The following is a 24,938-nucleotide window of genomic DNA, read 5'->3' as shown; positions in this document are numbered from 1 at the left end:
AAAACCCGCCGATAGCCGTTCAACACTGCTTCTCTTCTACCTCGGAAAACTGAAAGACTTAGAAACGGTGGATGATGCCCGCACCCGCCGCAAACAAGTTGCGCGAGGCCGAAGGCGTGCCGTTGAAGCCGTCGCCGATCGTGGCCGTGGCATTGATCACGCCGCCCGCGGCATTGAGCGTTTGACCGTTCGCGCGCGTAAAGGCTTCGAGCACGTAGAACGCCGTGCGCTTGGACAGCGAGTAATACTGCGAGAGCACGAACTGGTGGTATTGCGCGCCGTCGGTCACTCCGTTGGCCTTCGATGCTTTCGTGTAGCTATAGCCGCCGGCCAGATCCAACGCGGGCGTCGCCTTCCAATGCAGCACCGCGCCGTACGTATTGAACACGGCTTCGCTGGCGAACCGCGAGTTCACGCCCGGGATGTACTGCACGTTCGAGTAGGAGACCGAAACATCCAACGACGGCGTGAATTGCCAACCGCCCGTCACGGCTATCCGCTGCTGCGCCTGCGCGAATTGATAACCGTTGTTCACCGCCGACACGGCCGGCTGGCTGCCGTTGTTGCTGACGGTGGAGAACGAGCCCCAAGCACCGCCGCCCTCGGCCGAATTGTTCACGCGCTGGAAGCCCGCGGCGATGCCGAGAGGTCCGTTCTTATACTGCGCCGCGGCGCTCCACGTCGAACCCGCGTTGAAGCTGCCCGCTTCGCCGCCCATGGAGTACGAACCGCTCAGCGTCAAACCGCTGAAGGTCGGCGACGTGTAGACGATCGAGTTGTTCGAACGATAGTTCGTGTCCAACGAATCGATATCGCCCGGATGTGCTCCGAATGCGCCGGTCAGCCAGGTCGTCGGGCTCCACGGAGACAGCAGCGTATAAAACGACGTGTACTGCCGGCCCAACGTCAGCGTGCCGTAGCGGGCGTTGCTCAGGCCGACATACGCCTGCCGGTTGAACGCCAGTCCGTTCACGCTTTGTCCGCCCGTCGCGCTGTTGAAGCCTTCTTCGAGTTGGAACACTGCTTTCGTCCCGCCGCCCAGGTCCTCGCCACCCTTGAAACCGAAACGGCTACCCGACCAGATGCCGTTGATCATTCTCGTCGCGGCCTTGCCGCCCGACGTCGCGCCCAGTGCAGGCGCCTGATTGCTCTGGTAGCCGATCCCCGTATCGACGATCCCGTACAACGTGACGCTGGTCTGCGCCTGCGCCGCGCCCGCTGCCAAGCCGGCAGCCAGAGCGAGGGCCGACAGTTTCAATACGCGCTTGTTCAATTGAGTCTCCGTGGTTGATCGCTGCTTCCCAACGGCGTCGGCACAGCGCCGCGCGCCCGAATTTCGCTTTGCCGCCGTCGCCGGGAGAGATATCTCATACGTCATCGTACAACTGGCGGCAGGAGGCATTGTTACCAGGGAACGGAGCGATATTTAGTAGGGAAACTCCCAGGCAGACGAACGACGACGTCTGCTATATGAGTTGTACGACGACTTGGTGGGGCAAGGAAGGACGGGATTTTTGCCCGCCGTTGGGCTTGCGCCAGCGCCGCACGGAGCACCGGCGAAGGCTGGGTGGCACCGCCCCCTGCTCGCGCGAACGGGCGCCGACGCGCGGGATGCGGCTCGACCGAGGTGCGAGTCGCCGCGCCGCTCGCGCATGCTATGGGGTGTCGGCTAGTTGCAACGCTTTCGCGCGCGCGGGCCAGCGGGTGGCGCGCGCAAGCGGGAAATTAGTGTGAATGGGCCCTAAAACGCGGCGCTAATCGTTCCCGCTCGCGCGCTTGTAGGCGCGGCGCAGCCGCTCGCGGCTGTTCGACAGATGCATGCGCATGGCGGCGCGTGCGCTTTCGGCATCGTGCCGTGCGATGGCGTCGAGAATGCTCTCGTGCTCGCGATTGACGTGTGAGAGATAAGCTTGCGGGTCTTCGTCGGCGATCCCGGCCGAATCGATGCGCTCGCGCGGAATCAAGGCGGTGCCCAGTTGCGTGAGGATGTCGATGAAATAACGATTGCCCGTGGCGCGGGCGACCGCGAGGTGAAACTTCAAATCGGAATCGACGCTGGCCCGGCCCGTGTCGCGCGACGCGTTCAACGCATCGAGCGCCGTCCGGATGCGCGAGATATCGTCCGACTGGGCGCGCTGCGCGGCGAGCCCGGCGCATTCGGTTTCGAGGCTGATGCGCAACTCGAGAATCGAGAGCACGTCGCGCAGCGTCGTGGCCGGGATCATCTCGATGTCGAGTTTCGACGCGCGCGATTCGAGCACGAAGCTGCCGATGCCGTGGCGCGTTTCGATCATCTTAGCGGCTTGCAAGCGCGAAATCGCCTCACGGATGACGGTGCGGCTCACATGCATCGTCTCCATCAACTGAGATTCGGTGGGCAGCTTGTCGCCGGGCTTGAGCGCGCTCGTTTCGATCTGCTCGGTCAATCGGCTAACGACGAATTCAGCCAGATTGCGGGCGCGCCGCGGCGGGGCGGCGAGGGGCGATGCGGACATCGGTTACCTCTTGGAGACGGCTCGGTACGGAATCGCACCCATTATAGCCGCGTGGTTGTCGGATGAACGACGTGCGCGGCGCGTTGGGCCGCGCACCGTTACGAGCGATTACGCGTTTTCGCGATTGCCGAAGCACCGCTGCCTGCCTCGGCGCCGCCAAACGTATCGTCCAAATAGAGGCGCATTAAGCGCCCCAACTCGTCGATGATCGCGGTGCGATGCGGCAGCGAGGCGTCCGCCTGCATCGCGACCGCGGCCTTCATGAGTTGCTGGATCACCGCGGCTCGCACATGCGCTTGGGCGGCTTTCATCGTAAATCTAGCCTCGGTTTGAAACCCCGGCCTTCAGGCCGGTGAGCCGGGACTCGGCCTGAAGGCCGGTTGTGGACAGTTGCTCTTTCCGCGGCCCGGGCATGTGCGCAGGACCGAGGACGTGCTGGCGGCAATGAGCGATTAAGCTGCGCTTGCGGCAGGCCATGAACGTGCGCGTTCGCGAATTGGACGCTTCTTCATGATCGGCACGGTGCAGGGCAAATATTGGCTGTGCGTCGCGGCTTACTAGCGCTGCGATTCGTGCCATTGACGAGGCGCTCGATCGTCGCCGCTAGCCATGATCGTCAAGTCCTGTCGCCGACGATGCGCCGATTCCTACCGCGATTTCGCCTCAACGATTTGATCGAAATCAAAGCACCGCGAGATCGGTCATCGATACCGATTTATCGTCGCCCTTTAGCTGCGTCCCTATTAATTCAGTGTCATCTCGCTCTTTAGCTACGCGCGTTTGCGCCGTTAGCCAGGCATGGACGAATATCAGACCTCGTCGTGTGGCCGCGATCGGTAAAAATCGACCGCCTTCATCGAGCTGTTTCCGTTTGAACAATCGATAGGACTACGAACGATCCGTTCGTCGCACCGCTCGCGAGCGGACGGCCGGCGCGTTGGCGCAGCTTGGAGCTTTGGGAGAGATTATGTTTGTGGCAATTGGATGGGTCTTGGTGCTCGGGGCCGTGATCGGCAGTTTCGTCGGCGAAGGCGGGCATTTGTTCGCGTTGCTGCAGCCGTTCGAGTTGCTGTGCATTTTCGGCGCGGCATTCGGTGCGTTCGTCGTTGCGAACCCTGTCATTACGCTGAAGAAGACCATCAAGAGCTTGCCCGCCTGCTTCAAAGGGCCGCGCTACGACAAGGCCAAATATTTGGAGTTGATCGCGCTGCTTTATGAGCTGATGCAAAAGGCCCGCAAGGAAGGGATGATGGCGCTCGAGGCCGATGTCGATGCACCGGAACAGAGTCCGCTGTTTCAAAAGTACCCGACGATATCCGGCGACCATCATTTGCTCGACTTCATTACCGACTATCTGCGCATGATGTCGACTGGCAACATCAACGTCCTCGAAATGCAGGATCTGATGGATGAAGAGTTGACGACGCACCATGCTGAAGAATCGGTCGTCGCCAACGCGCTGCAGAAGATGGCCGACGGGTTGCCGGCATTCGGTATCGTGGCGGCCGTGATGGGCGTCGTGCATACGATGGCTTCCGTCGGCGAGCCCCCCGCGGTGCTTGGCAAGATGATCGCGGCGGCGCTCGTCGGCACGTTCCTCGGCATTTTGTTGTCGTACGGGTTCGTTGGTCCCTTGGCCGATCTGTTGCATGCCAAGGGCCGCGCGGCTGCCAAGCCGTTCCAATGCGTGAAGGCTGTGCTGCTCGCTTCGCTCAGCGGTTATGCGCCGTCGGTGGCAGTCGAATTCGGCCGCAAGGTGCTGTTCACGAACGATCGCCCGACCTTCCAGGAGCTCGACGACACAGTCCGCGCGACGAAGGTCGCGAAGCCGGCCACCTCTTCCTGAGCAGGATAGGCAATGGGTGACAGACTCTCGAAAGAGGCCGCCGACAAGCGGCCGATGAGCATCGTCGTCAGGCGCAAGAAGGGCGATCATCACGAAGGCCATCACGGCGGCGCGTGGAAGATCGCCTATGCGGACTTCGTTACGGCGATGATGGCGTTTTTCTTGTTGATGTGGCTGCTCGGATCGACCTCCAAGTACGAGAAGCAAGGGATCTCCGAGTATTTCAACACGCCGCTCTCGGCGCTGTTCTCGGGTAACGAGAGTTCCACTGCGACGCAGTCCAATGTCGTGCAGGGCGGTGGACGCGATATTTCCGACACGCGGCCCGGCGCTGGAGCGATGACGCAGCCCAATGCGCCGGCATCGCAGCCTGCCACGCCGCAGCCTACGCAGGAAGATCTGCAGCGGCTTCAGCAACTGAAGCAGAAGTTGACGGCGCTGATCGAGCATGTGCCAGCGCTCAATGCGTACAAGGACCAGATTCGGATTTCGATCACGGCCGAGGGCTTGCGCATCGAGATCGTCGATTCACAGAAGCGGCCGATGTTCGCGCTCGGCAGTACGCGCCTGCAACCGTATGCGGTGACGATCCTCTCGCAGATCGGCGGGGCGCTGAACGATGTCGAGAACCATATTTCTATCGCGGGCCACACCGACGACGTACCGTACGGCGGCGGCGAGGACGGCTATACGAACTGGGAGCTGTCGTCGGAGCGGGCCAACGCGGCGCGGCGCGCGCTCGTCACGGGCGGGTTGCGGCTCGATAAAGTGCTGCAAGTGAGGGGGCTGGCCGATGTGCAGCCGCTGCAGGGGAACGATCCGAATGCGCCGACCAATCGCCGTATCAGCATTTTGGTGATGAACCGGGCGGCCGAGCAGGCGTTCTTCCGCGATGGCGGACGGGCGACGTCGATCGATGATTCGGCGCCTGCGGGCCCTGCGCTGGAAAATGCGGTGAAGCCGGTGGCGATGCGGCGGGCGGGGGTGGGGGCTTCGTAGGGACGCAGGTTGATCCGTGACGGGACGACGATTGTTTTGGGACTAGGCCAATCACCGGAAATAGACCGCCTTCCCCCTTCATCTCACCGCTTTGCTTGAGCCACGGGGGCGGATAATTCCTGAAACATCGCCGTGAACCGCCCTATGAGCTCTGCCGCCTCCCCGATTCGTGTGGTTTCCCCCGAAGCCGACGAGCGCATCTTCGTCACTCAGCCGCACATGGCGCCGCTGAGCGAGTTCATCCCCTATCTGGAGAAGATCTGGGACAGCAAGGTGTTGACGAATCGCGGCCCGTTTCACAGGCAACTGGAAGACGCCTTGTGCGAGTACCTCGGGGTCGAACATCTCGCGCTCTTCGCGAACGGCACGCTAGCGCTCGTGACTGCTCTGCAGGCGTTACGGATCACGGGCGAAGTGATCACAACCCCATATTCGTTCGTTGCTACCGCACATTCGCTGCTGTGGAACGGTATCAAGCCCGTGTTCGTCGATGTGGATCCGAACACGCTCAACTTGGATCCGAAAAAGATCGAAGCTGCCATCACGCCGCAGACGACGGCGATCATGCCCGTTCATTGCTACGGTCATCCCTGCGACGTCGAGGCGATTCGGCAGATTGCGGATATCTATAATCTGCGCGTCATATACGACGCAGCGCACGCATTCGGCGTGAAGACTGAAAGCGGTAGCTTGCTGCGGCACGGCGATTTGTCGGTGCTGAGCTTTCACGCAACGAAGGTTTTCAATACCTTCGAAGGTGGCGCGATCGTGTGTCCGGACGCGAAGACCAAGCAGCGCATCGATCACTTGAAGAACTTCGGCTATGTCGACGAGCTAACGGTCGTCGCGCCCGGTATCAACGGGAAGATGAGCGAGATCAACGCAGCATTCGGTCTGTTGCAACTGCAACACGTCGACGAAGCAATCGCCCGGCGCAAGCGGATCGACGCGATGTACCGCGAGTTGTTGCGCGATGTGCAGGGCATCCGGTGCTTGGACGCCGCCGGCGAGACGGCGTCCAACTACGCCTACTTTCCGATTCTCATCGAGAGCGAATATCCGATGAGCCGCGATGCCTTGTTCGAATTGCTGCGCTCGCATGAGGTCATCGCGCGACGCTACTTCTATCCGTTGATTTCCGACTTTCCCATGTATCGGGGATTGCCTTCGGCGAGCCGCGACAATTTGCCCGTGGCAACCGAGGCTGCGCTCAAAGTGCTCTGCCTGCCGCTCTATCCGGCGCTGCGCGATGAGCAGGTCGAGCGGATCGCTGCAATCGTCGCGCAAGCCCAGTGAATGTTGCAAACTCAGGACCTCATCGGCGCATTCGTTGATGCTCCCGATTGCCAAGGACTGCCATGAATCACGAAGCGATCGGCGGCTATTTCGAGCTTGAACTTTCCCCCGGCCATGGCGAACTGTATCCTCACGCACAACGCTTTCAATCGGCGCGCGCGGCGTTTCTTGCGCTACTAATGGCCTGCAGGCCGCGGCGGCTTTGGATGCCGTGGTACAACTGCGAGACGATGCTCGAGCCTCCGGCAACGGCTGGCATTCCGGTGCAGCATTATCGGATCGATGAACATTTCAACATCGCCGACGACATTACACTGGGCGAGAACGAATGGCTCGTCGTCGTCAATTATTTCGGCCTATGTGAGCAACAGATCGAACACGTCCTCTCGCGCTTTCCTCGCGAGCGTATTGTCATCGATCATTCTCAGGCGCTATTCTCGCCGCCGCGCGACTGCCGCGCTACGCTCTATTCGCCGAGAAAATTCTTTGGCATACCCGACGGCGGATATCTGATAACAGATTCCGCTGTGCCCACTCCCGCGGAGCAGGATACGGGTTCGGTTGAGCGTCTTCAGCCGTTAGTCGTGCGGCTCGATCGTGGGCCCGAAGCCGGCTACGAGGGAATCCGTGCTGCGCGCGCGACATTGCGCGGCCAGCCTCCTAGGCGAATGTCATCGATCACGCAACATATGCTCGCGCATATCGACTATCCGTCGGCGGTCGAACGACGCCTGCGCAACTACGAGCGATATCATCGCCTGCTCGGGGCCGAAAACGCATTGACGCTCCCGGCCAATCCGGCTCACGCCCCGCTTTGCTACCCGTTTTGGAATGGTCGCAGCGATCTGCACGAAGCCCTCGCCGCGCGGCGCATATTTGTCGCGCGATATTGGCCAAATACACGCGGTGCGACCGGGACGTCCGACGATATCGAGTACCGCTTATCGAAGGAGTGCTTGGCACTGCCTTGCGACCAACGTTATGGTGACGACGAATTAGACCGTGTGGTCGCGGCGCTACATGCAGCGATTGCATACCGCTAAGGCACTCCCCGCAACGGAGGGATGGCTGCGTCGCAACCAGAGCAGCAGACGAAGGAGATGCTCGTTGCGATAACGTTTTGCGGCTGACCGGGTTATGGCGAAACGAGTGTGCTGCCCTGTTGTAGCATTTCTAGGACTTCTCGCGGCGAGTTCCACATTAGGACGTCGAGAATCGATAGCCCGGATTCGAATTTATAGTTTCCCGTGTCGTAGACCGGGTGTTCGAACGATAGGAATTCGAGCCCGATATTGCCAGCCTCGAAATCCGTTGGATCGAAAAGATCCCGTCCGCCGATGGGGTTGACGTAGGCGCTTGCGCCTAGCGCAGCGCATATAGCAGGCGCCCATCCCCCCGGCGGCAGCGTCTCCGGAAGCGGAAGGTGGAGTTCCGAACAGATTCGATAGTCAAACGGCAGTCCCAAATACTCGCAAACACTGCTCAATCCGCGAACGTTTAGCTTAACGAGCGACGTATCGTCGTCTGCCATCGCCTTTTTAACAAGCGCCTCGACCGCCCGGTAATATGGCGCTTTGCGATAATGGGTAAGTTTTCCAAGTATGCTTTGACGTGCATTGATCGGATCGACGAGGCGCGCTTCACTCGTCTTGATCGAGATCGATGAGTTGGCGAGCGGAACGCTCACGTAATTCCAACCTTCCTTGGGGTGCAGCACTCGGTTGCGACTCATCCACGTCTTGGGCGTGTACTGCGTGATGTCGAACACCACCCATGCGTCGGTATGAGCAATCAACGCGAAGTGCCCCAGATAGGGAAAGAAGTAGGGCTGCATGATGCCAAGCTTCACCTCAACCCCCGAGCTTGCGCACCACATCGGCGGCGTGACGTTGTGCAAGGCGGATGCGGGCCGCAATGCGTTCGACGGCACCCTCGTCGAGTTGCGCGCCAATCGGCAGTTGCAGCATCGATTTGCACCAACGTTCCGCGTTGGGAAGCGGCGCACCGGACCAAGCCGCTTTTCGCCATTGCTCGCCGATGCCGAAATCGCCGAGCGCTTCGACGTTTTCGGCAGCAAGAACGGAGACTAGAACGTCTCGCGACAGGCCAAATCGTTGCGCATCGACTCGGCAGACGACATTCTGATGGTTGCTCGCGCTGACTCCGGTAGGGGATACCAATTGCAGTCCAGGAATTCCTTCCAAATGCGAACGATAGGCTTCGAACTGGCGATGATTTCGGGCAAGCAACTCTGGCAGATCGTCCAGATTCATCAAGGCAATGGCTGCTTGTGCTTCAGATAACCGCCCGTTTCCGGTTTTGCCGACTGGCACGACGCGCCCCATGCCGTAGTTGCTTCGGATGTTCCGTACGTGCGCGGCGAGGTCGTCGTCGTCAGTGCAGATTACGGCGCCTTCTGCTGCGCCGAGGATATGGCTCGAGTGAAACGAGATGACTTCGAGCCGACCGAACCCGCCTACCGGCGTGCCGCCGATCTCGCAGGCAAATGCCTGAGACGAGTCGATATAGAGCTTAATGCCCGTGCGCTCGGCTACTCGTTGCAGTCCTGGGATATCGGCCGCACCGCCCCAAAGGTTCACCGCGAGCATGGCGGTAACGCCGTCGCGCAAAAACGGTTCGACCGAGTCGGGGGTCAGATGTCCGGTTTCCTCGCATACGTCGCAGAACTCGGGTTCTGCGCCTGCCCAGGCGAGCGACTGTGCCGTCTGCACATGGCTCAATGCGGGCACGAGCACCTTGCCCTTTACCCCCAACGCTTGGGCAGCCAGCGCGAGGCCTATGGTGGCGGTGGTCACGCATATGGCGTGACCGACGCGCAAGCGTTCGGCTAGCCGCCGTTCGAGTGCTTGTGCGAGGGGCCCATGGTTCGTGTAGTACTGGCGCTCGAAAATATCGCGGAACGCTGCTTCGTAGCGCTCCCAACTCGGAAAGTTGTGCTGACCGAGACGCAGCCGGTGCGGCAAGGCCGGTTCGGCGCCCAATACGGCGAGATCGTTGAAAGAAGTATTCATGATGAGAAGCGGTCGTTTATGGCGGCGGCATGCGCGTGAATGAAACGAAGTGTCGCGACAACCGATTCGACGTCCGCTTCGTCGACAAAATGACCGCACGGGAGCATAAGGAACCGCTGAGCAAGATCCTCGGTTGCGTGGAGATCGCCCCACACCATCGGATAGTCGGTGCGCTTTTGATGCAGCGCCGGGTAGTAGTAGGGGCGCGACAGCATATGCTCGGCGTGTAGGATGGCAAGCACGTGCTCCCGCTTTACGGGCCAGCCGTCGAGCAACTCGACGACGATGTTCTTGAATCCGCAGCGCTCGCTTTCGTCGAATTCGACTAGCCGCATCTGGGGCACGGTCGGAATCAATCGCTGGTAGGCATAGTAGCGGCGGCGATTGCGCTCGACTTGGTCGTCTACGTCATCCAGTGCAGCCAGTGCCATCGCTGCGTGAATTTCGTTTTGTTTTGCGTCAATCCCGATATCGTCGAGCGTACCGTCTTGCCTCAAGCCGTTGTGACGCATGTCGCGCAGGCGAGCCGCGAGCGCGTCGTCGTTAGTCGTGACGTAGCCCCCTTCAAAGGCATTGAACAATTTGCTCGATTGCATCGAGAAACATTCCGCGCGGCCGCAAGAGCCAATCTTGCGGCCCCGATAAGATTCATAGACCGATTCAACGGCATCGAACAGTAACGGGATGCCAGTTCGTGCTGAGAGCTCTTCCAGACCTTCAACGTCGCAGCAGTTGACGATTGGATGTACGCCGAGAATGAGGGCGGTGTTTTCGTTGACACATGAGGCGGCTTTCTCGCCCGTTATCGACAGCGTTTGCGGATCGACTTCACAAAAATGTGGCACGAGTCCCGCCCATGCCACGATGTCAGCCAACCGCCGATAGGTGAGCGAGGGCATGACGACTTCCTTGCGCCCCGGTAGCGCGAGGCATTTCATGGACATCACGAGGCCCCAGAAACCGCCCGCGAAGGAAACGCAATGTTTCACATGGTGGAATTGAGCCAGTCGTCGCTCGAGTTCGCGCTCGACGGCGCCGTGATCAGTGTACTGGCGGGCGTCGTGAAAGATTTTCGAGTACGCTAAAAAGCGCTCGATGTCGGGGCGCACGAGGTTCGAGATCGAGCGAATCGTGTCGAACACGGGCGATCCGCCGAACACGGCGAGGTCGGCTGGCTGTGTCTTACTGAACATGGAAAAGATGACTCCCGTTCGTGAATGCGTTAGGGCGCTCGTTCGAGAACGGCGTTGTAGCGATAGTGGGCTTGGTAGAACGTCTCTGGCATACGAGAAGGGCGGGCTTTCCAACCACTTCTCGCGGCCAGCGCCTCAAGCTGCTCCGGCGAGCGCCAGCGTCCGATTTGCGATGCGGGATCGTCGAGTTCGGCGCGAAAGTCCTTGCCATCGGGGAAGAATAGGTGAGCACGGTCGCGGTCGGGAAGATTGCCAAGGAACACGGTGCGCACGCTCGTGAAACGGTCCGCCAAAGCGGCTAGTGCCGCCGTGACTTGTTCGTCGGTTAGATAAGAGAGCACCGCATAGCAAAGTACCTTCGTGAAGCGCGCCGGCTCGGGCTCGTTTTCCACGTAGCCGCAGACATCCCCGACGATGAACGAAAATCCCGGGCGCTGAAATTTGCGCTGTGCAACGGAGATCAAATAGTCGGAAAAGTCGACGCCCATATACTCGATGCAGCCGTCGAACAGATAGTGGGATAACGCGCCGTTACCGCAGCCCAGTTCCAGCAGACGCTCGCTCCCGTTCAGCGAGAGGCCTTCGCGCATCGAATCGACGATGAGGGCGATCTGGTCGTCCGAGACGGGCTTGCCATAGACCGTCCGTCGCACCTGGGCCCACAAATCATCAGGGGCCACTGTCTTCGGATATTCCTTGTAGTCGGATTTTGAGTATTCCATGGCGGGCGTAATAGATCAGAGAGCAGTGGCGGGCTGGGACGACGCGGCTAGCAATGCGGCCGCTTGCCGTTTGCGTTCGGCGATTCGCTGCGCGACGCTGGTGCGGGCGTAGGCGAAGTCGGCTTGGAAGTGCTCCGAGCGGAGCAACCCGCTCGGCTCGGAGCTAGTGAGTTCGTCGAGGTTGGCCATCAGGCGTGCAATCTCGGGAAGGTGACCGGCGTAGCCGGCGTATAGCGCGTGCAAGCGCTGTTTCGCTTCGCCGAGCAGAAGAGCGGGAAGATTTCCTTCCGCGGCTTCCGCCCGGATCATCAATTCCCATTCGTAGAGTCCTGCGCTGAAATTCGAACTCAAGACCTTGGAGGCTTGTGCATCGTGCCTGCGAAACGCGCTGAGATAGCCGCCGACGGCGACAATCGGTGCGAGTTCGGCGATGTTGAGGAACATTGCGACGTCGCTACCGAGAAAGTCGAGTTGCATACCGCGATAATCGACGATGCGTTCGACGTCCACGCGCTCGCGATCCAGCATGACGTTGCTCGGCTCCCCGATAAAATTGTGTAACCCCGCTACCATGCGTTGGACTAAAAAGGAGCGATCGACGAGTGCGGTTTGTCCTAGCTGGAGCAGTGGGGTCGGTTGAGCGACGACTTGGCTATTGCCGTCGATGATGACCCGATCATGGAACGCGAGAAGCGACGAAGGATTGACGTTTAGCGCAGAGGACAGAACCTCGGCCGACGCGGGCATTAGGATGTCGTCGTCACAAAGCCACTTCACATATTTCCCGCTTGCACGGCGCCACAGCGCCTGGAAGTTCAAAGTACCCTTTTGGAAACCATGGTGGAAGTACTTGATACGCGGATCGTTGAAGCTTTCGACAAGCGAGGCGAGATCGGCGTTGACCGTGTCGTCGCCCACGAGGATTTCGATGTCCCGCAGCGTCTGGCCAAGCGCGCTAACGATTGCCTCGCGTAGGTAGCGGGCCTTATAGGCAGGAATCAAAATGCTGACCAGAGCCATGTTGCGAATCCTTCACGATCGTACGGTTGTCGAGCGCCAGCCGCCCCTTGGGGTGCCCCGGTATGTCATTCAGTGAGCCCAGCGGCTTCGCGTTAGGGCGACCCGACCATAGGGCAAAGCGCCAGGCGGGCTTTTGCGATAGATGGCACTTTAACGGGGGCGACGAAAGTTCAATCTTTTAAACAGACCGGGATTTCGCCGCTATTCTCCGCTTTCGGCCGGCATTGACCAAAATGACCCCGAAACGACGCGCTGTTCCTTGGATTGAATTACGCGCCGCGTCGCTAAGCTGCTGAGATCGCACAGTCGGGTCGGGCGCGCTGCACGCGCGACCCGAACGGCTCGAGAGCATATGAGGCTGGCCGCGAGGCGGCCGTTCACCGCAGGCCAATCAAGGAAGAACCCGTTTCATGGCTACCGTCAGCATTCTGATTCCGGCGCGCCGGGCCGAATATCTAGGCCGTGCGCTATTGAGCGCGCAGCGTCAGACCTTCAACGACATTGAAATTCTGGTGGGCGATGACACGCCTGACGGCGCCTTGCGGTCAATCGTCAGTGGGATCGGCGATGAGCGTGTTCGATATTTCCATCACGGCTTTCAGGACCGGCGCCTGAACCGCCAGGCGCTTTGGCGACTCGCCGGGGGCAAATACGTCAAGTGGTTGGCCGATAGCGACATTCTCATGCCCACGTCCGTCGAAGTGCTCGTCGACGCGCTACGAGCACAGCCGCAGTCGGCGCTGGCTTTCCACGGACGCGTATTCATCGATGAGACAGATTCGGTCGTCGCGGCGCCGCCGGCATTGTTGAAGGTCGGGGAGATGGGCCTCGTCGATCGCGCATTGCTAGTTAGAGACATGATCGGGCAGTTGAACAACTTTGTGGGAGAGTTCAGCAACGTTTTACTCGACCGCGAACGCGTCGCCGAAACCGATCTCTCAGCTTATCGCCGCACGGCGGTTGATGTGCTCGACGACGTCGCAACATATCTGAATTTGGCCGAGCGCGCGCCGCTGGTAGCTGTGGGCGGGTATTGGAGCATGTCGCGCCTCAAGCCGACAGGACCTTCGGACGACGCCCCGCCGGACTATAGCGCGGGGTTCTTCGAGTGGGAACTGTTCGTGAGAGGGGAGGCTGCATCCGGTCGCCTCACAGGGAGGGCGTTGACAGATGCCGCCGACCGTTTGCAACAGTTGTATGGGGCGCATGCTTCAGCCTTGCCCGAAATTGCTCGCCTTCTCTCTAGTCTCGGCGACCTCACGGCCAACCCGCACCATGGCCTGTTCGATGCCGAGCGCTTCCAGTCTGACCTTGCGTACGCTCGCTCCAGCATTGCGGCCCGTGTCGCTAAAAGTGCCGGGTCGCAGGGACTGCAAGCGCAGCCGCGAGGGTGCATTTGCTCGGTGTGCGAGCAACACGTGGACGCCTGGCTGCCGCACCCGCATGGCGTAGATCGCTCGTTCCTCGAACATATCGAACCCATAGGCTCCACGCTCGAGCGTCATTTGTGCCCGAAATGCGGCTGCAATGACCGAGAGCGCCATCTGTGGCTCTACGTTGCATTCTCCGGGCTGCTCGAGCGTGCGAGCGAGATGCGCATTTTGCACGTGGCGCCCGAAGCCGGCATCGAACCGCGAATCCGCCGCTTGGGGCCGCTCGAGTATGTCGTCGGCGACTTGTTTCCGCGTACGGCGGGACATCGCAGAATCGATGTCGAAGCGCTAGATTTCCCCGATGGCCATTTCGACCTGATCATCTGCAATCACGTGCTCGAGCACGTCGGCCGCCCCGACGCTGCCCTCGCGCAGCTGCATCGGTGTCTGAAGCCAGGCGGGCATTTGATCGCGCAAACGCCGTATTCTCCTGTGCTGAAGTACACCTTCGAATTGACCAAGGCGCCGTCCGCGCAATTTGCCACGCGCTATTTCGGTCAAGCCGATCACGTCCGATTCTTCGGCGCGAATATCGCCGAATGCTTCCGTGCGGCCGGTTTCGCCGGTGACCTTTTACCGCACGAAGCGGTGCTGGGCGATCTCGACGAGAACACCTGGGGTTGCAATGCGCGGGAGCCTTTCTTTTTGTTCACCAAGGAGAGCGCGGCGGCGCCCGGTAACGGGCTTGCTCGGGCGAGCGTTGTCAACGGTTCTACAGGTCGGCTAGGAGCAGGCGATAGTGGGGCGGCGCAGGCGCCGGCTATTCACGCCGCGCCCGCCACCGTATCGGCCAAGCCGATACGCCTCGTTTGCGCGACGCGTCAATCGCAAGACAGCTTCATGCGCGAAACCGCACTCGGTCGCTCGCTTGCCGTGCAACGGCACGCACGGCCGCCTGAGCTGCTGCTGTTCGATAACAACACCACCGGCCTGCCGGCGCTCTATAACGCGGCGATCGAGCAGGCCGCGAGCAGTCCGGCAATCTTGGTCTTCGTGCATGACGACGTGTCGATCAACGATTTCTTCTGGACCGATCGTATTCACGAAGCACTACAACAGTTCGACGTCATCGGGCTGGCCGGCAATCGGCGCCGCTCGCCGCAACAGCCTGCTTGGGCGTTCGCGACACCGCAATTCGCCTGGGATACACCCGAATATTTGAGCGGGTCCGTCGGCCACGGAAAAGGTGTCGCCAGCGACGGTGTTTCGTACTTTGGACCTGTGGGCGTCGAATGCAAGTTGCTAGACGGTCTGATGTTGGTGGCGGATAGCGCGCGCTTGATCGAAAGCGGAGCGCGCTTCGACGAGCAGTTTGACTTCCATTTCTACGACATGGATTTTTGCCGCCAGGCCGAACTCAAAGGCCTGAAAATGGGCACATGGCCAATCAGCGTCGTTCACGAGAGCGCGGGTGCGTTCAACACGCCTGTGTGGCGTGCCGCCTACGAACGTTATCTGCGCAAGTATGGCGAGTGAGACTGGGCCGATGCCGGACAGACTGTCTTCGCGTTTGGACGAGCAAATGAACGATGGCGTGCAGGCGCAGACGGCAGCGCCTACACCGACGCCGAGCACCGTTTCCGCTGCTTACCATGACTGCGTGCGCTTCATTGCTCCGCCGGTTGCTGCCGCTCGCGAGGCACCGGGCGAATTCGGCGTCGTTTCTCTGAAACGCACGGCCGAAGTCGGCGCGCCCGTTCTCGCGCGCGCGCGGCGCTTCGAGGCCACGACGGCTGCGGCCTCCCGCGATCCTATTTCGGTCGTCTCGTCGGACAAAGCGCAGCCGCCAGTGGCGACGTCTGGCGCTGCGCCTGAGCTCGCTGCCCCTCCGGCGATCGAGACCGGCCTGGTGCTTCAGCAAGCTGGGCGGTACGCCGAGGCCGAGGCAGTCTATCGCCAGATCCTGCGCCATAACCCCGGGCATGCAGACGCCCTCCATCTCCTCGGCCTCGTCGCCTATCACGGAGGCGACTACGCCGCGGCCGTCGATCTCATCATGGCCGCACTGGCGCATCACACGAGCGAGATCTTCTACGGCAACCTCGGCAATGCGTTCGCGGCGCAGGGTAAGCGCGCCGCGGCGATCGAATGCTTCCGGCAAGCGATCGAGCTCAAACCGGGTTACATCCAAGCGCACAACAACCTCGGCAATCTGCTGCGAGAGCAGAGCCTCTTCGCCGATGCCGTCCAGTGCTTTCGCACGGTCATCGAACTGAAACCCGACTACGCCGAAGCCCACAACAACCTCGCCAACGCCCTTGTCGATCTTGGCGATTTGGACGCGGCCATCAAGGCCTACCGCCGCGCCATCGCACTGAAGCCCGATCTCGTCGAAGCGCGCAGCAATCTGCTGTTCATCTTGAGTTACCGCGACGATTTGAGCCAGGCCGACTATTTGGCCGAAGCCGTCGAATTCGGCCGCATCGCCACGGCCAAAGCGAAACCGTGGCGCGATTGGCTCGTCCCGCTTGGCTCGCGCGCCGCGCCCGCAACCGGCGCGCGAGCCGCGCCGCTGCGCGTGGGCCTCGTCTCGGGCGATCTGAAGACGCACCCAACGGGCCACTTCCTCGAAAGCATTCTCGCGCATCTGGACCGTAGCCGAATCGAGCTCGTCGCTTACCCGACGCGCCGGTTCGAAGATGCACTGACCGCGCGCATCAAGCCGTTTTTCAGCGCTTGGACGCCGCTCGCCTCGATGAACGACGAGCAAGCGGCCGCGCGCATCCGCGACGATCGCATCGATGTGCTGCTCGATTTGTCGGGCCATATGAATTTCAACCGCTTGCCGTTGTTCGCCTGGCGTCCCGCGCCCGTGCAAGCGAGCTGGCTCGGGTATTTCGCCAGCACGGGGTTGCCGGCCATGGACTACTTGCTCGGCGATGCGCACGTGCTGCCGTCCGATGCGCAAGCGTTCTACACCGAACGGCTGTGGCGCTTGCCCGACAGCTACCTGTGCTTCACGCCGCCGGCCGAGCAAGTCGCCATCGGGCCACTGCCGCTTGCCGCCCAAGGCCACGTGACCTTCGGTTGCTTCAATCACTTGATGAAGATGAACGAGGGCGTCGTCGATGTCTGGGCGCGCATCTTGCACGCCGTTCCGCATTCGCGTTTGTTCCTAAAAGCGAAGCAGTTGGACGATGCCCCCACGCGCGAGACCACGCTTGCCCGGTTCGCCGCGCGCGGCATCGACGCCTCGCGACTGACGTTGGAAGCGCGCTCGCCGCGCGCCGAATATTTCGCGGCCTACAACCGCATCGACATCGCGCTGAGTCCTTTCCCCTATCCCGGCGGCACGACGAGCGTGGAAGGCCTATGGATGGGGGTGCCCGTGCTGTGCCGGCGCGGCGATCGCTTCTTGTCGAACATCTGCGCGAGCATGTTGCATTCGGCGGGCCTCGCCGATTGGATCGCGGCCGACAGCGACGATTACGTCGCCAAGGCCGTCGCCTTCGCAGCCGATGCACCGCGCCTCGCGGCGCTGCGTTCGAGCTTGCGCACGACGCTAGTTGCTTCGCCGCTGTGCGACGCAGCGCGCTACGCGCGCAACCTCGAAACTGCGCTCGAAGCGATGTGGCGCGACGGCGTCGCCCGCATCGCTCTTCCATAACCGGATCGATCATGCAAGACACGGCCCAGTGGCTCAACGCCGCGTTGGCGCATCACCAGGCAGGGCGGCTTGCCGATGCCAAAGCGCTATACGCGCGCATCCTAGCCAAGCAACCGAAGCACGCCGATGCGCTCCATTTCATGGGGCTGCTCGCGTGCCAGATCGGTCAGAGCGAACCGGGCATCGCACTGATGCGCGAATCGATCGCGCTTGCGCCGAGCCCGATCTATTACAACAATCTCGGCAACGCGCTGCGCGATGCCAAATCGCTCGATGAGTCCGTCGACGCCTACCGCCGCGCCGTATCGCTCAAGCCCGACTACGCCGAAGCGCACAACAACCTCGGCAACGCGCTGCGCGAAACCGGCGACGCAGCCGCGGCAATGTCGAGCTGCGCTCGTGCGATCGAACTCAAGCCAGGCTATGCCGAGGCATACAACAACCTCGGCAATGCGTTGAAGGACTTAGCGCAACTCGATGCTGCCATCGCCGCTTACGGCAAGGCGATCGCAGCGAAGCCGGCGTTTGCCGAAGCCCACTTGAACCTCGGCGTCGCCTTGCAGGCGAAGGGTCACGGCGATGCGGCGCTCGAATGCCTGCGCGAAAGCGTCAAGCTCGCTCCGCAGTTGGCCGCCGCTCACGACAAGCTCGCCGGCATCTTGATGCATCGCGGCGATATCGCCGGCGCGATCGACGCGTATCGGCGTGTAGCCGAGCTCACGCCCGAATCGGCGCAGGCATGCAATACGCTGGGCAATGCGCTGAACGGCGCGGGGCGCGTGCCGGAGGCCGTGCCTTGCTACGAGCGCGCGATCGCGCTCGACCCGAATTTCGCCGATGGCTATCACAACCTCGCCAATGCGCTGCGCCGCTTGAACGCGCCGGAGCGCGCGCTCGGTTACGCGCGCCGCGCGATCGAGCTGCGGGCGGACGCGCCGTCGTTCCACAACAACCTGGGCACGATCCTCGCCGATCTCGGCGAGCCCGACGGCGCGCTCGTCTGCTATCGCGAGGCGCTCGCGCTGGACCCCGATTTCGGCGAATCGCATACATGCGTGCTGTTTGGGCAATCGTACGTGCCGGATTGGTCGCCCGAAACACATCTGGCCGACGCCCGCTATTTCGGCGAAAGAATGCGCGCGCGCGCGAAGCCCTATACGCAGTGGCCGGGCTTGGCCGATGGAGCGCGCGCGGGCCGAGCGCTGCGCGTGGGCTTCGTGTCGGCGGATTTGCGCAAACACCCGGTGGGTTACTTCTTCGAATCGGTGCTGGCGCAACTGGACCGCAGCCGCATCGAGCCAATCGCCTACTCGAACGCATTGCATAGCGACGAGCTCACGGCCCGCATCAAGCCGCGCTTCGCGCTGTGGCGTCATGTGGCAGGAATGGACGATGCCGCGCTCGCGCAGCGCATCGTCGACGATCGCATCGACGTGCTCGTCGATCTGTCGGGACACACCGGGCGCAACCGGCTGCCGATGTTCGCGTGGCGGCCCGCTCCGTTGCAGATCAGTTGGCTCGGCTACTTCGCTACCACCGGCCTATCCGAAATCGACTACGTGCTGGCCGATCCCCATGTCGTGCCGCCCGGCGAAGAAGCGCAGTACACCGAACGCATTTGGCGCTTGCCCGACAGCTACCTGTGCTTCACGCTGCCGAGCGAAGCGATCGCGGTGAATTCGCTGCCTGCGCTCGGTGACGATGGCTTCACGTTCGGCTGCTTGAACAACCATAAGAAGCTCAACGATGGGGTCCTCGAGGTCTGGTCGCGGATCCTGCACGGCGCACCGAGTTCGCGCTTGCTGCTGAAGAACCATCAGCTCGGCGAACCGTCGATCTTGCGCGACACGCTTGCGCGCTTCGCGGCATATGGTATCGATGCATCGCGTCTGCTGCTGGAAGGACCGTCCTCGCGCGAGCAGTATTTCTCGACCTATCACCGCGTCGACCTCGCGCTCGATCCGTTTCCCTATCCGGGCGGCACGACGAGCGTCGAAGGACTGTGGATGGGCGTGCCGGTGCTGACGCGGCGCGGCGACCGGTTTCTCTCCCATCTCGGCGAATTGGTGCTCGAGACCGTCGGCCTGCCCGAGTGGATCGCGGCCGGTACGGAAGACTACGTGGCGCGCGCCATCGCTGCGACGACCGATCTGCCGGCGTTGGCCGCGCTTCGCGCAGGCTTGCGCCAACGCGTGGAACGCTCGCCGCTTGCCGACGCCCAGCGCTTCGCCGGCAATTGGATGACGGCGATCGAACAGATGTGGCAATGGAAATTGAAGGAGATCGCAGCATGATGGCGATCGATCAGGGTGCCAACGCACTCGTCGAAGCCGGTCTCGTCCACCATCGAGGCGGCCGCTTGCACGAGGCCCGCGCGCGCTACGAGGCTGCGCTTGAGCGCATGCCGCGGCATGCCGATGCTTGGCATCTGCTCGGCGTCGTCGCGATGCAAGAGGCGCGCTATGCCGATGCGCTCGATTCGATCAGCCGAGCGATCGAGATCAGTCCTCAGGCCGTCTACTTCGACAATCTCGGCTGCGCGCTCAGAAGCTGGGGCAAGCTTGCCGCCGCGGTCGAAAGCCATGAGCAGGCGGTCGCACTCGATCCGAATCATTTTCGGGCGCACAACAACCTCGGTATGGCCTTGCTCGACATGCGCCTGCCTGCCGCAGCCGCGGCGAGTTTTCGCAAATGCCTGGCAATCAATCCCGACTTCGCCGAAGCCCACAGCAATCTCGGTAACGTGCTGCGCGAACTCGGCGAAGCCGAAGCGGCCGCCGATCATTGCCGCCGGGCGATCGCGTTGCAGCCGGGCTTCGGCCAGGCATACAACAATCTCGGCAATGCGTTGAAGACGCAGAACAAGCTGGCCGATGCGGCAGCCTGCTATGTGCAAGCACGCTCGCTGCTGCCTCGCGAGCCGCAAGTCGCCTTGAACCTGGGCATCGTGCTGCGCGAGACGGGCGAGCACAAAGCGGCGATCGAGACGTTTCGGCAGGCGCTCGCGTTGCGCCCGTCGTGGACCGAGGCTTGGAGCAATCTGCTGTTTACATTGAGCTTCGCTCAGGATGTGGCGCCGCGCGATTACTTGGCCGAGGCGCTCGCGTTCGGCCGTTTCGCAGGGGAGCGGGCGCGGCCGTTTACGGATTGGCTCGTCGATAGAACGCCGGGCGCTGCGTTGCGCATCGGCTTCGTATCGGGCGATTTCCGCACGCATCCGGTCGGGTTCTTCCTGGAAAGCGTGCTGGCGCATTTGGATCCCGCGCGCGTGCAGTTGTTCGCTTATTCGACGCGCCCTTACGAGGACGCACTAACGCAGCGCCTGAAGCCGCGCTTCGCGCAATGGCGTTCGCTCGTCGGCCTCGCCGACGAAGCGTCGGCCGCGACGATACGCAACGATTGTGTGCATATCTTGTTCGACATGTCGGGCCATACCGACAGCAATCGCTTGCCCGTGTTCGCTTGGAAGCCTGCGCCGGTGCAGGTGAGTTGGATCGGCTATTTCGCTTCGACGGGATTGCCGGCGATCGACTACGTGCTCGGCGACCAATGGGTGTTGCCGCCCGAGGAGGCCGAGCATTTCGTCGAGCGGCCGTGGCGGTTGCCGCACGGCTATTTGTGCTTCACGCCGCCCGAGCCCGCCGTCGAGATCGATGCAGCGCGGGCCGGCGATACGGCGCGCCCCCTGACGTTCGGTTGCTTCAGCGATCTCGTGAAGGTCAACGATCGCGTGGTGGCCGTATGGTCCCGCATTCTGCATGCCGTCCCCGATGCAAAGCTCTTTTTGAAAGCGCAGCAGCTTGCCGACGCGACGCAGCGCGCGACCACGCTCGAGCGCTTCGCCGTGCACGGCGTCGCGGCCGATCGTTTGGTGATGGAAGGGCCGTCGCCTCGGGCCGACTACTTGGCCGCTTACAACCGCGTCGACATTTCGTTGAGTCCCTTCCCGTATCCTGGCGGGACGACGACAGCCGAAAGTTTGTGGATGGGGGTGCCGGTGCTGTGCCGCCATGGCGATCGCTTCCTCGGACACTTGTGCGAAAGCGTGCTCCAGAGCGTCGATCTCGGCGATTGGATCGCAGCCGACGACGACGCCTATGTGGCTCGCGCCGTCGCTTCCGCGCGCGAGCGGCCGGCGCTGGCGGCGTTGCGCGGCGGGCTGCGCGAGCGTGTGTTGAATTCGTCGCTGTGCAGCCCGGATCGCTTTGCGCGCACGCTAGAGGGGGAGTTCGAGCGGATGTGGCGAGCGTGTATCGACGCTTCGTAGCCGTTTGCGCCCGGCTTGGCTTCGGCCTCGAGTCAGGTAGGGCATAACTGTCATTTAAATGGCAGTTATCGGTCGTTTTCCGGCTTAACCGTCATTTAAATGCACATTAAGCCGAGCACGCTGCGCGTGTCGCGCGCAGCGCTCAACTGAGTCCCGCTTGCATCCCGTTCGCCCGGCGCGCCGTATCGAGCAACGTGTTCCGCACTTGCTGGAACAACTTCAGGTAATTGTCGTGACCGGTTTCGATCGCGGCCGTCTTCAATGCGTCGAGCACGAGCAGGTCGGCGGGGTAAGGGCTGATGATCGATCCCGACATCGGCAGGCGCAGCGGGTCGAAGTGCCTCGTGCGCCAATGCCGCTCGCCGAGCAATAGGAGCGACACGACGCGCTCCTGGACGAATACCTTGGCGGGCACGAAGCCGTTCGCATAAGGAAGCGGCGCGTTGAGCAGTTGAGCGAGTGCGCTCGTGCCGGCTTCGGCAACGGAGAACAACACCTCGTTCACGGCCAGCCAGCGCCGCCAAAACGCGGCGGTCGCCACGAAATAATTGCAGAAGATGCTGTGGCGCGAATCCATTACGACGTTGTGCGGATCGAGGCCCGGCGCGACGAACGCCACCGCCTGCTCGAACACGGGCCAACTGTTCGCATGATTGGTGGCTGCCTGCTCGAACGTATTCAGATGAACGGCGCCCTGATCGAAAAACGGTGAAAAGCCGACGACGTCGATATCGCGCGGCACGGTAGCCAGAAACTCGCGCACGGCGGCGGAGGTGAGCGTCGTCTTCTGCCCGAACTTCGGCGAAAAGAATCCGTAAAGCGTGTTTTCGTCGAGCGTATTCTGCTGCAGAAAACCGCGAATCGGCCAATATTCGCGCCAATCGGGCCGCTGGTTGCAATTGTCGAGCGGGATGAACCCGGGATCGAGCTGCTGCCGCGTCGCCTCGGAATAGAAAATCTGGCGAATCTCGACGCGCCGCTGGCCGGTGGGAGTGCTCGACGGTGGATGCATGGAAGTCTCGATCGTTGGAATGATGCGCCGTCGACGGTACGCGTGTTCGTATTCGCGGGGGATGATGGCGGCCAGAGGCAAGTGTGCCAGGCTTCGCTCACTCGCTATTGTCCGAACAACGCGCCGATTCCGGCGCAATTTGCACCATCCGCCGTGTCAATAAAAAAGCCGCGTTGCCGCGGCTTCAGCGTACAGCGCCGCATCTGACACATGCGGGTTGTTTTTCGTTATTCGAATGGCGGCGTTGGCGCGTATTGCGCGCGGCCGCCTGGTCTCAACGCAACTGCCCCGTGGATTGATAGAAGCCCGCGGCAGCGATTCTTTGCTTGGCGTCGGAAAATTCACTCGATATCGCGGCATGCGCGGTGTGTGCGCGGCTCATGATGGCCGCGTCGATTTCTTGAATGGCCCGGATCGTCGCGAGCGACGCTTCGTCTTGATCGCGCCCGAGGGCCATGATCAGCGGCGAACGCTCTTCGACGAGATCCGACGCCAACTGCCAGTCGCCCGATTCCACGGCGACGGCGAGGGTGCGCGTCAATTCGTAAGCGCGCGTGAGCGATTCGGAAACCATGTCTTACCTCTCGTTCCTATTGGGCGCGCAACGCTTACGGCGTCTTGTTCAGTGTGCCGGCGCTGCCGTTGCCGCCGAACAATTGGTTCAGATACGTCGTATTGCTCTGCATCTGAGTCATCAGATTGTTCAACGCCGTGAATTGCGCGTTGTATTGATCGGTCAGCGATTGCTGGTACGCGGCCAGCGACGATTGCTGCTGCGTGAGGCTCGTCAGATCGGAATTGATCGACGCCGAACGCTGATCGATCTGGCCGACCGACGACTCGGTGTACGAGCTGATGAACGTATTGAGCTGTTCGCCGATGCCATTCGTGCCGTTGAACACGTTTTGCACCATCGTCGGCGACGAGGCGAGCGTCGATTGCAGCGTCGAAGAGCTGAAAGTGATCGTCCCGTCGTTGTTCAAGTTCAAGCCGATCTGGGCCATGCTGTAGGTCGTGCTGCCCACCGTCACGCCGCTTGCCATGATCGAGGCAATGCCGTTGACGGCCGAGTTCAACATCGCGTCGCCAAGCAGCGGCCCCGCGGTCGAGGACGACGCATCGTACGAGGACAACGACTTTTGCGTCGAAATCCAGCCGTTGTACGCATTCGCGAAGCTTTGCACGGCGGAGGTAATGGCCGAGGTGTCCGTCGCGACGGTCAGCGTTTGCGTGGTGCCAACGGAAGCCGAGGTCAGGCTCAGCGTGACGCCGCTCAACGCACCGGTCACGTTGTTGCTCGCGCTCGTGACCGCGTTGCCGCTGATCGTGAGCTGCGCGTCTTGCCCGGCCGTCACTTGCGCGAAGCTGGCCGTGTTCAGGCCCGCGTCGACGCCGGCGCCCGCGGCCACCGTCACGGTGTTCGCGGCGCCGGTTTGCGTCGAGGTCAGCACGAGATGCTGACCGTCGGTGGCCGTCACCACCGAAGCGGTCACGCCGGGGTTGCTCGTCGATGCGTTGATCGCCGACGCTAGACCGGCCAGCGTGTTGTTGGTCGAATCCAGATTGACCGTCATCGAACCGGAGCCGACGCCGATCGTCACAGTGCCCGTGCCGAGCGTGGCGCCGCTTGCGTAGGCGCCCGAGGAAATCTGGTTGGCGGTGGCGATCTTCTGAACGCTGACCGAGTAAGAGCCGGCCGCGACGCCGGTCGAAGTCGTCGCCGTGATGCCCGTGCCGCTCATCGTCGCGCCGAGCTGGGTGAAGATGCTGCCGTCGGAAAGGCCGCTCTTGGTCAGCGAATTTTGCAGCGCCGTGAGCGCCGACTTCATTTGGCCGATCGCCGAGAGCGTCGTGTTGTCGCTCGATTGCTGATTGGCCAGCGTTGTGGCCTGCGCTGCGGTTTTGGCGGTAACGAGTGCGGAGACGAGCGAGTTCACGTCGAGCGTCGACTTGGTCGCGCCGCTCAAGATCGATTGCGCCGCTTGTTGCAGCAGCGAGGTTGTCGTGCTCATGCCT

Annotated in this window: 19 protein-coding genes; 8 read left to right on the top strand and 11 right to left on the bottom strand. The window is 61.8% G+C overall.

Annotated elements, in window-relative coordinates; genetic code table 11:
- Positions 1 to 58 precede the first annotated feature (58 nt).
- The 3 genes from MMB74_RS21910 to MMB74_RS21900 form a co-directional block, all read right to left on the bottom strand.
- A complete protein-coding gene (locus tag MMB74_RS21910; RefSeq protein WP_277430762.1) occupies positions 59 to 1,273 on the bottom strand; it encodes a porin in 1,215 nt (404 codons plus the stop codon).
- Between the two features lie 481 nt (positions 1,274 to 1,754).
- Positions 1,755 to 2,495 (bottom strand): FadR/GntR family transcriptional regulator, encoded by a 741-nt coding sequence (locus MMB74_RS21905; RefSeq protein ID WP_277430761.1) that lies wholly within the window; start codon positions 2,493 to 2,495, stop codon positions 1,755 to 1,757.
- 98 nt (positions 2,496 to 2,593) lie between these two features.
- On the bottom strand, positions 2,594 to 2,806 hold the full coding sequence (locus MMB74_RS21900) for a hypothetical protein (protein WP_277430760.1): 213 nt from the start codon (positions 2,804 to 2,806) through the stop codon (positions 2,594 to 2,596).
- Positions 2,807 to 3,462: 656 nt separating this feature from the next.
- Here MMB74_RS21900 and motA point away from each other — a divergent pair.
- The 4 genes from motA (at position 3,463) to MMB74_RS21880 (ending at position 7,679) form a co-directional block, all read left to right on the top strand.
- A complete protein-coding gene (gene motA, locus MMB74_RS21895) occupies positions 3,463 to 4,341 on the top strand; it encodes a flagellar motor stator protein MotA (protein ID WP_277430759.1) in 879 nt (292 codons plus the stop codon).
- Between the two features lie 12 nt (positions 4,342 to 4,353).
- Positions 4,354 to 5,340 carry a flagellar motor protein MotB gene (motB, locus tag MMB74_RS21890; protein WP_277430758.1) on the top strand — a complete coding sequence of 329 codons (987 nt, stop codon included), beginning with the start codon at positions 4,354 to 4,356 and terminating at the stop codon, positions 5,338 to 5,340.
- 144 nt (positions 5,341 to 5,484) lie between these two features.
- Entirely contained in the window at positions 5,485 to 6,636 is a 1,152-nt protein-coding gene (locus tag MMB74_RS21885) for a DegT/DnrJ/EryC1/StrS family aminotransferase (protein WP_277430757.1), read from the top strand.
- A 62-nt stretch (positions 6,637 to 6,698) separates the two neighbouring features.
- A complete protein-coding gene (locus tag MMB74_RS21880) occupies positions 6,699 to 7,679 on the top strand; it encodes a hypothetical protein (protein WP_277430756.1) in 981 nt (326 codons plus the stop codon).
- Between the two features lie 92 nt (positions 7,680 to 7,771).
- Here the strand turns inward: MMB74_RS21880 and MMB74_RS21875 are convergent, their stop codons facing one another.
- The 5 genes from MMB74_RS21875 to MMB74_RS21855 all read right to left on the bottom strand — a co-directional run bounded on the left by MMB74_RS21875 (position 7,772) and on the right by MMB74_RS21855 (position 12,603).
- The gene (locus MMB74_RS21875) at positions 7,772 to 8,485 is read right to left on the bottom strand and encodes a WbqC family protein (protein ID WP_277430755.1); all 714 of its coding nucleotides are present in this window, start codon (positions 8,483 to 8,485) and stop codon (positions 7,772 to 7,774) included.
- A gap of 1 nt (position 8,486) precedes the next feature.
- The gene (locus tag MMB74_RS21870; RefSeq protein WP_277430754.1) at positions 8,487 to 9,668 is read right to left on the bottom strand and encodes a DegT/DnrJ/EryC1/StrS family aminotransferase; all 1,182 of its coding nucleotides are present in this window, start codon (positions 9,666 to 9,668) and stop codon (positions 8,487 to 8,489) included.
- On the bottom strand, positions 9,665 to 10,810 hold the full coding sequence (locus MMB74_RS21865; RefSeq protein WP_277430753.1) for an aminotransferase class I/II-fold pyridoxal phosphate-dependent enzyme: 1,146 nt from the start codon (positions 10,808 to 10,810) through the stop codon (positions 9,665 to 9,667). The genes MMB74_RS21870 and MMB74_RS21865 overlap by 4 nt, the downstream gene beginning before the upstream one ends.
- Positions 10,811 to 10,890: 80 nt before the next feature.
- On the bottom strand, positions 10,891 to 11,583 hold the full coding sequence (locus MMB74_RS21860) for a class I SAM-dependent methyltransferase (protein ID WP_277430752.1): 693 nt from the start codon (positions 11,581 to 11,583) through the stop codon (positions 10,891 to 10,893).
- A gap of 15 nt (positions 11,584 to 11,598) precedes the next feature.
- Positions 11,599 to 12,603 (bottom strand): glycosyltransferase, encoded by a 1,005-nt coding sequence (locus MMB74_RS21855; RefSeq protein WP_277430751.1) that lies wholly within the window; start codon positions 12,601 to 12,603, stop codon positions 11,599 to 11,601.
- A gap of 410 nt (positions 12,604 to 13,013) precedes the next feature.
- Here MMB74_RS21855 and MMB74_RS21850 point away from each other — a divergent pair, with 410 nt between their 5' ends.
- Genes MMB74_RS21850 through MMB74_RS21835 form a run of 4 tightly spaced genes read left to right on the top strand, consistent with a single transcriptional unit; the run spans position 13,014 to position 21,910 of the window.
- A complete protein-coding gene (locus MMB74_RS21850) occupies positions 13,014 to 15,512 on the top strand; it encodes a methyltransferase domain-containing protein (RefSeq protein ID WP_277430750.1) in 2,499 nt (832 codons plus the stop codon).
- A 46-nt stretch (positions 15,513 to 15,558) separates the two neighbouring features.
- Positions 15,559 to 17,643: a tetratricopeptide repeat protein gene (locus MMB74_RS21845; protein WP_277430749.1), complete on the top strand. Its 2,085-nt coding sequence runs from the start codon at positions 15,559 to 15,561 to the stop codon at positions 17,641 to 17,643.
- An 11-nt stretch (positions 17,644 to 17,654) separates the two neighbouring features.
- Complete coding sequence (locus MMB74_RS21840) at positions 17,655 to 19,937, top strand: tetratricopeptide repeat protein (RefSeq protein WP_277430748.1); 2,283 nt, start codon at positions 17,655 to 17,657, stop codon at positions 19,935 to 19,937.
- Positions 19,934 to 21,910, top strand: a complete 1,977-nt coding sequence (locus MMB74_RS21835; RefSeq protein WP_277430747.1) for a tetratricopeptide repeat protein — start codon at positions 19,934 to 19,936, stop codon at positions 21,908 to 21,910. The genes MMB74_RS21840 and MMB74_RS21835 overlap by 4 nt, the downstream gene beginning before the upstream one ends.
- A 142-nt stretch (positions 21,911 to 22,052) precedes the next feature.
- On the opposite strand, the gene MMB74_RS21830 is transcribed toward MMB74_RS21835, so the two are convergent.
- The 3 genes from MMB74_RS21830 to fliD form a co-directional block, all read right to left on the bottom strand.
- Entirely contained in the window at positions 22,053 to 22,922 is an 870-nt protein-coding gene (locus MMB74_RS21830) for a hypothetical protein (RefSeq protein WP_277430746.1), read from the bottom strand.
- 274 nt (positions 22,923 to 23,196) lie between these two features.
- Entirely contained in the window at positions 23,197 to 23,496 is a 300-nt protein-coding gene (locus tag MMB74_RS21825; RefSeq protein WP_277430745.1) for a flagellar protein FliT, read from the bottom strand.
- 34 nt (positions 23,497 to 23,530) lie between these two features.
- Complete coding sequence (gene fliD / locus MMB74_RS21820) at positions 23,531 to 24,934, bottom strand: flagellar filament capping protein FliD (RefSeq protein ID WP_277430744.1); 1,404 nt, start codon at positions 24,932 to 24,934, stop codon at positions 23,531 to 23,533.
- Positions 24,935 to 24,938: the final 4 nt, after the last annotated feature.

This window comes from Trinickia sp. Y13, assembly GCF_029522115.1.
In the GTDB taxonomy this organism is placed as follows: domain Bacteria; phylum Pseudomonadota; class Gammaproteobacteria; order Burkholderiales; family Burkholderiaceae; genus Trinickia.
Note: the sequence above shows the minus strand (reverse complement) of the source record. Positions and strands in the feature narration are given on the sequence as shown.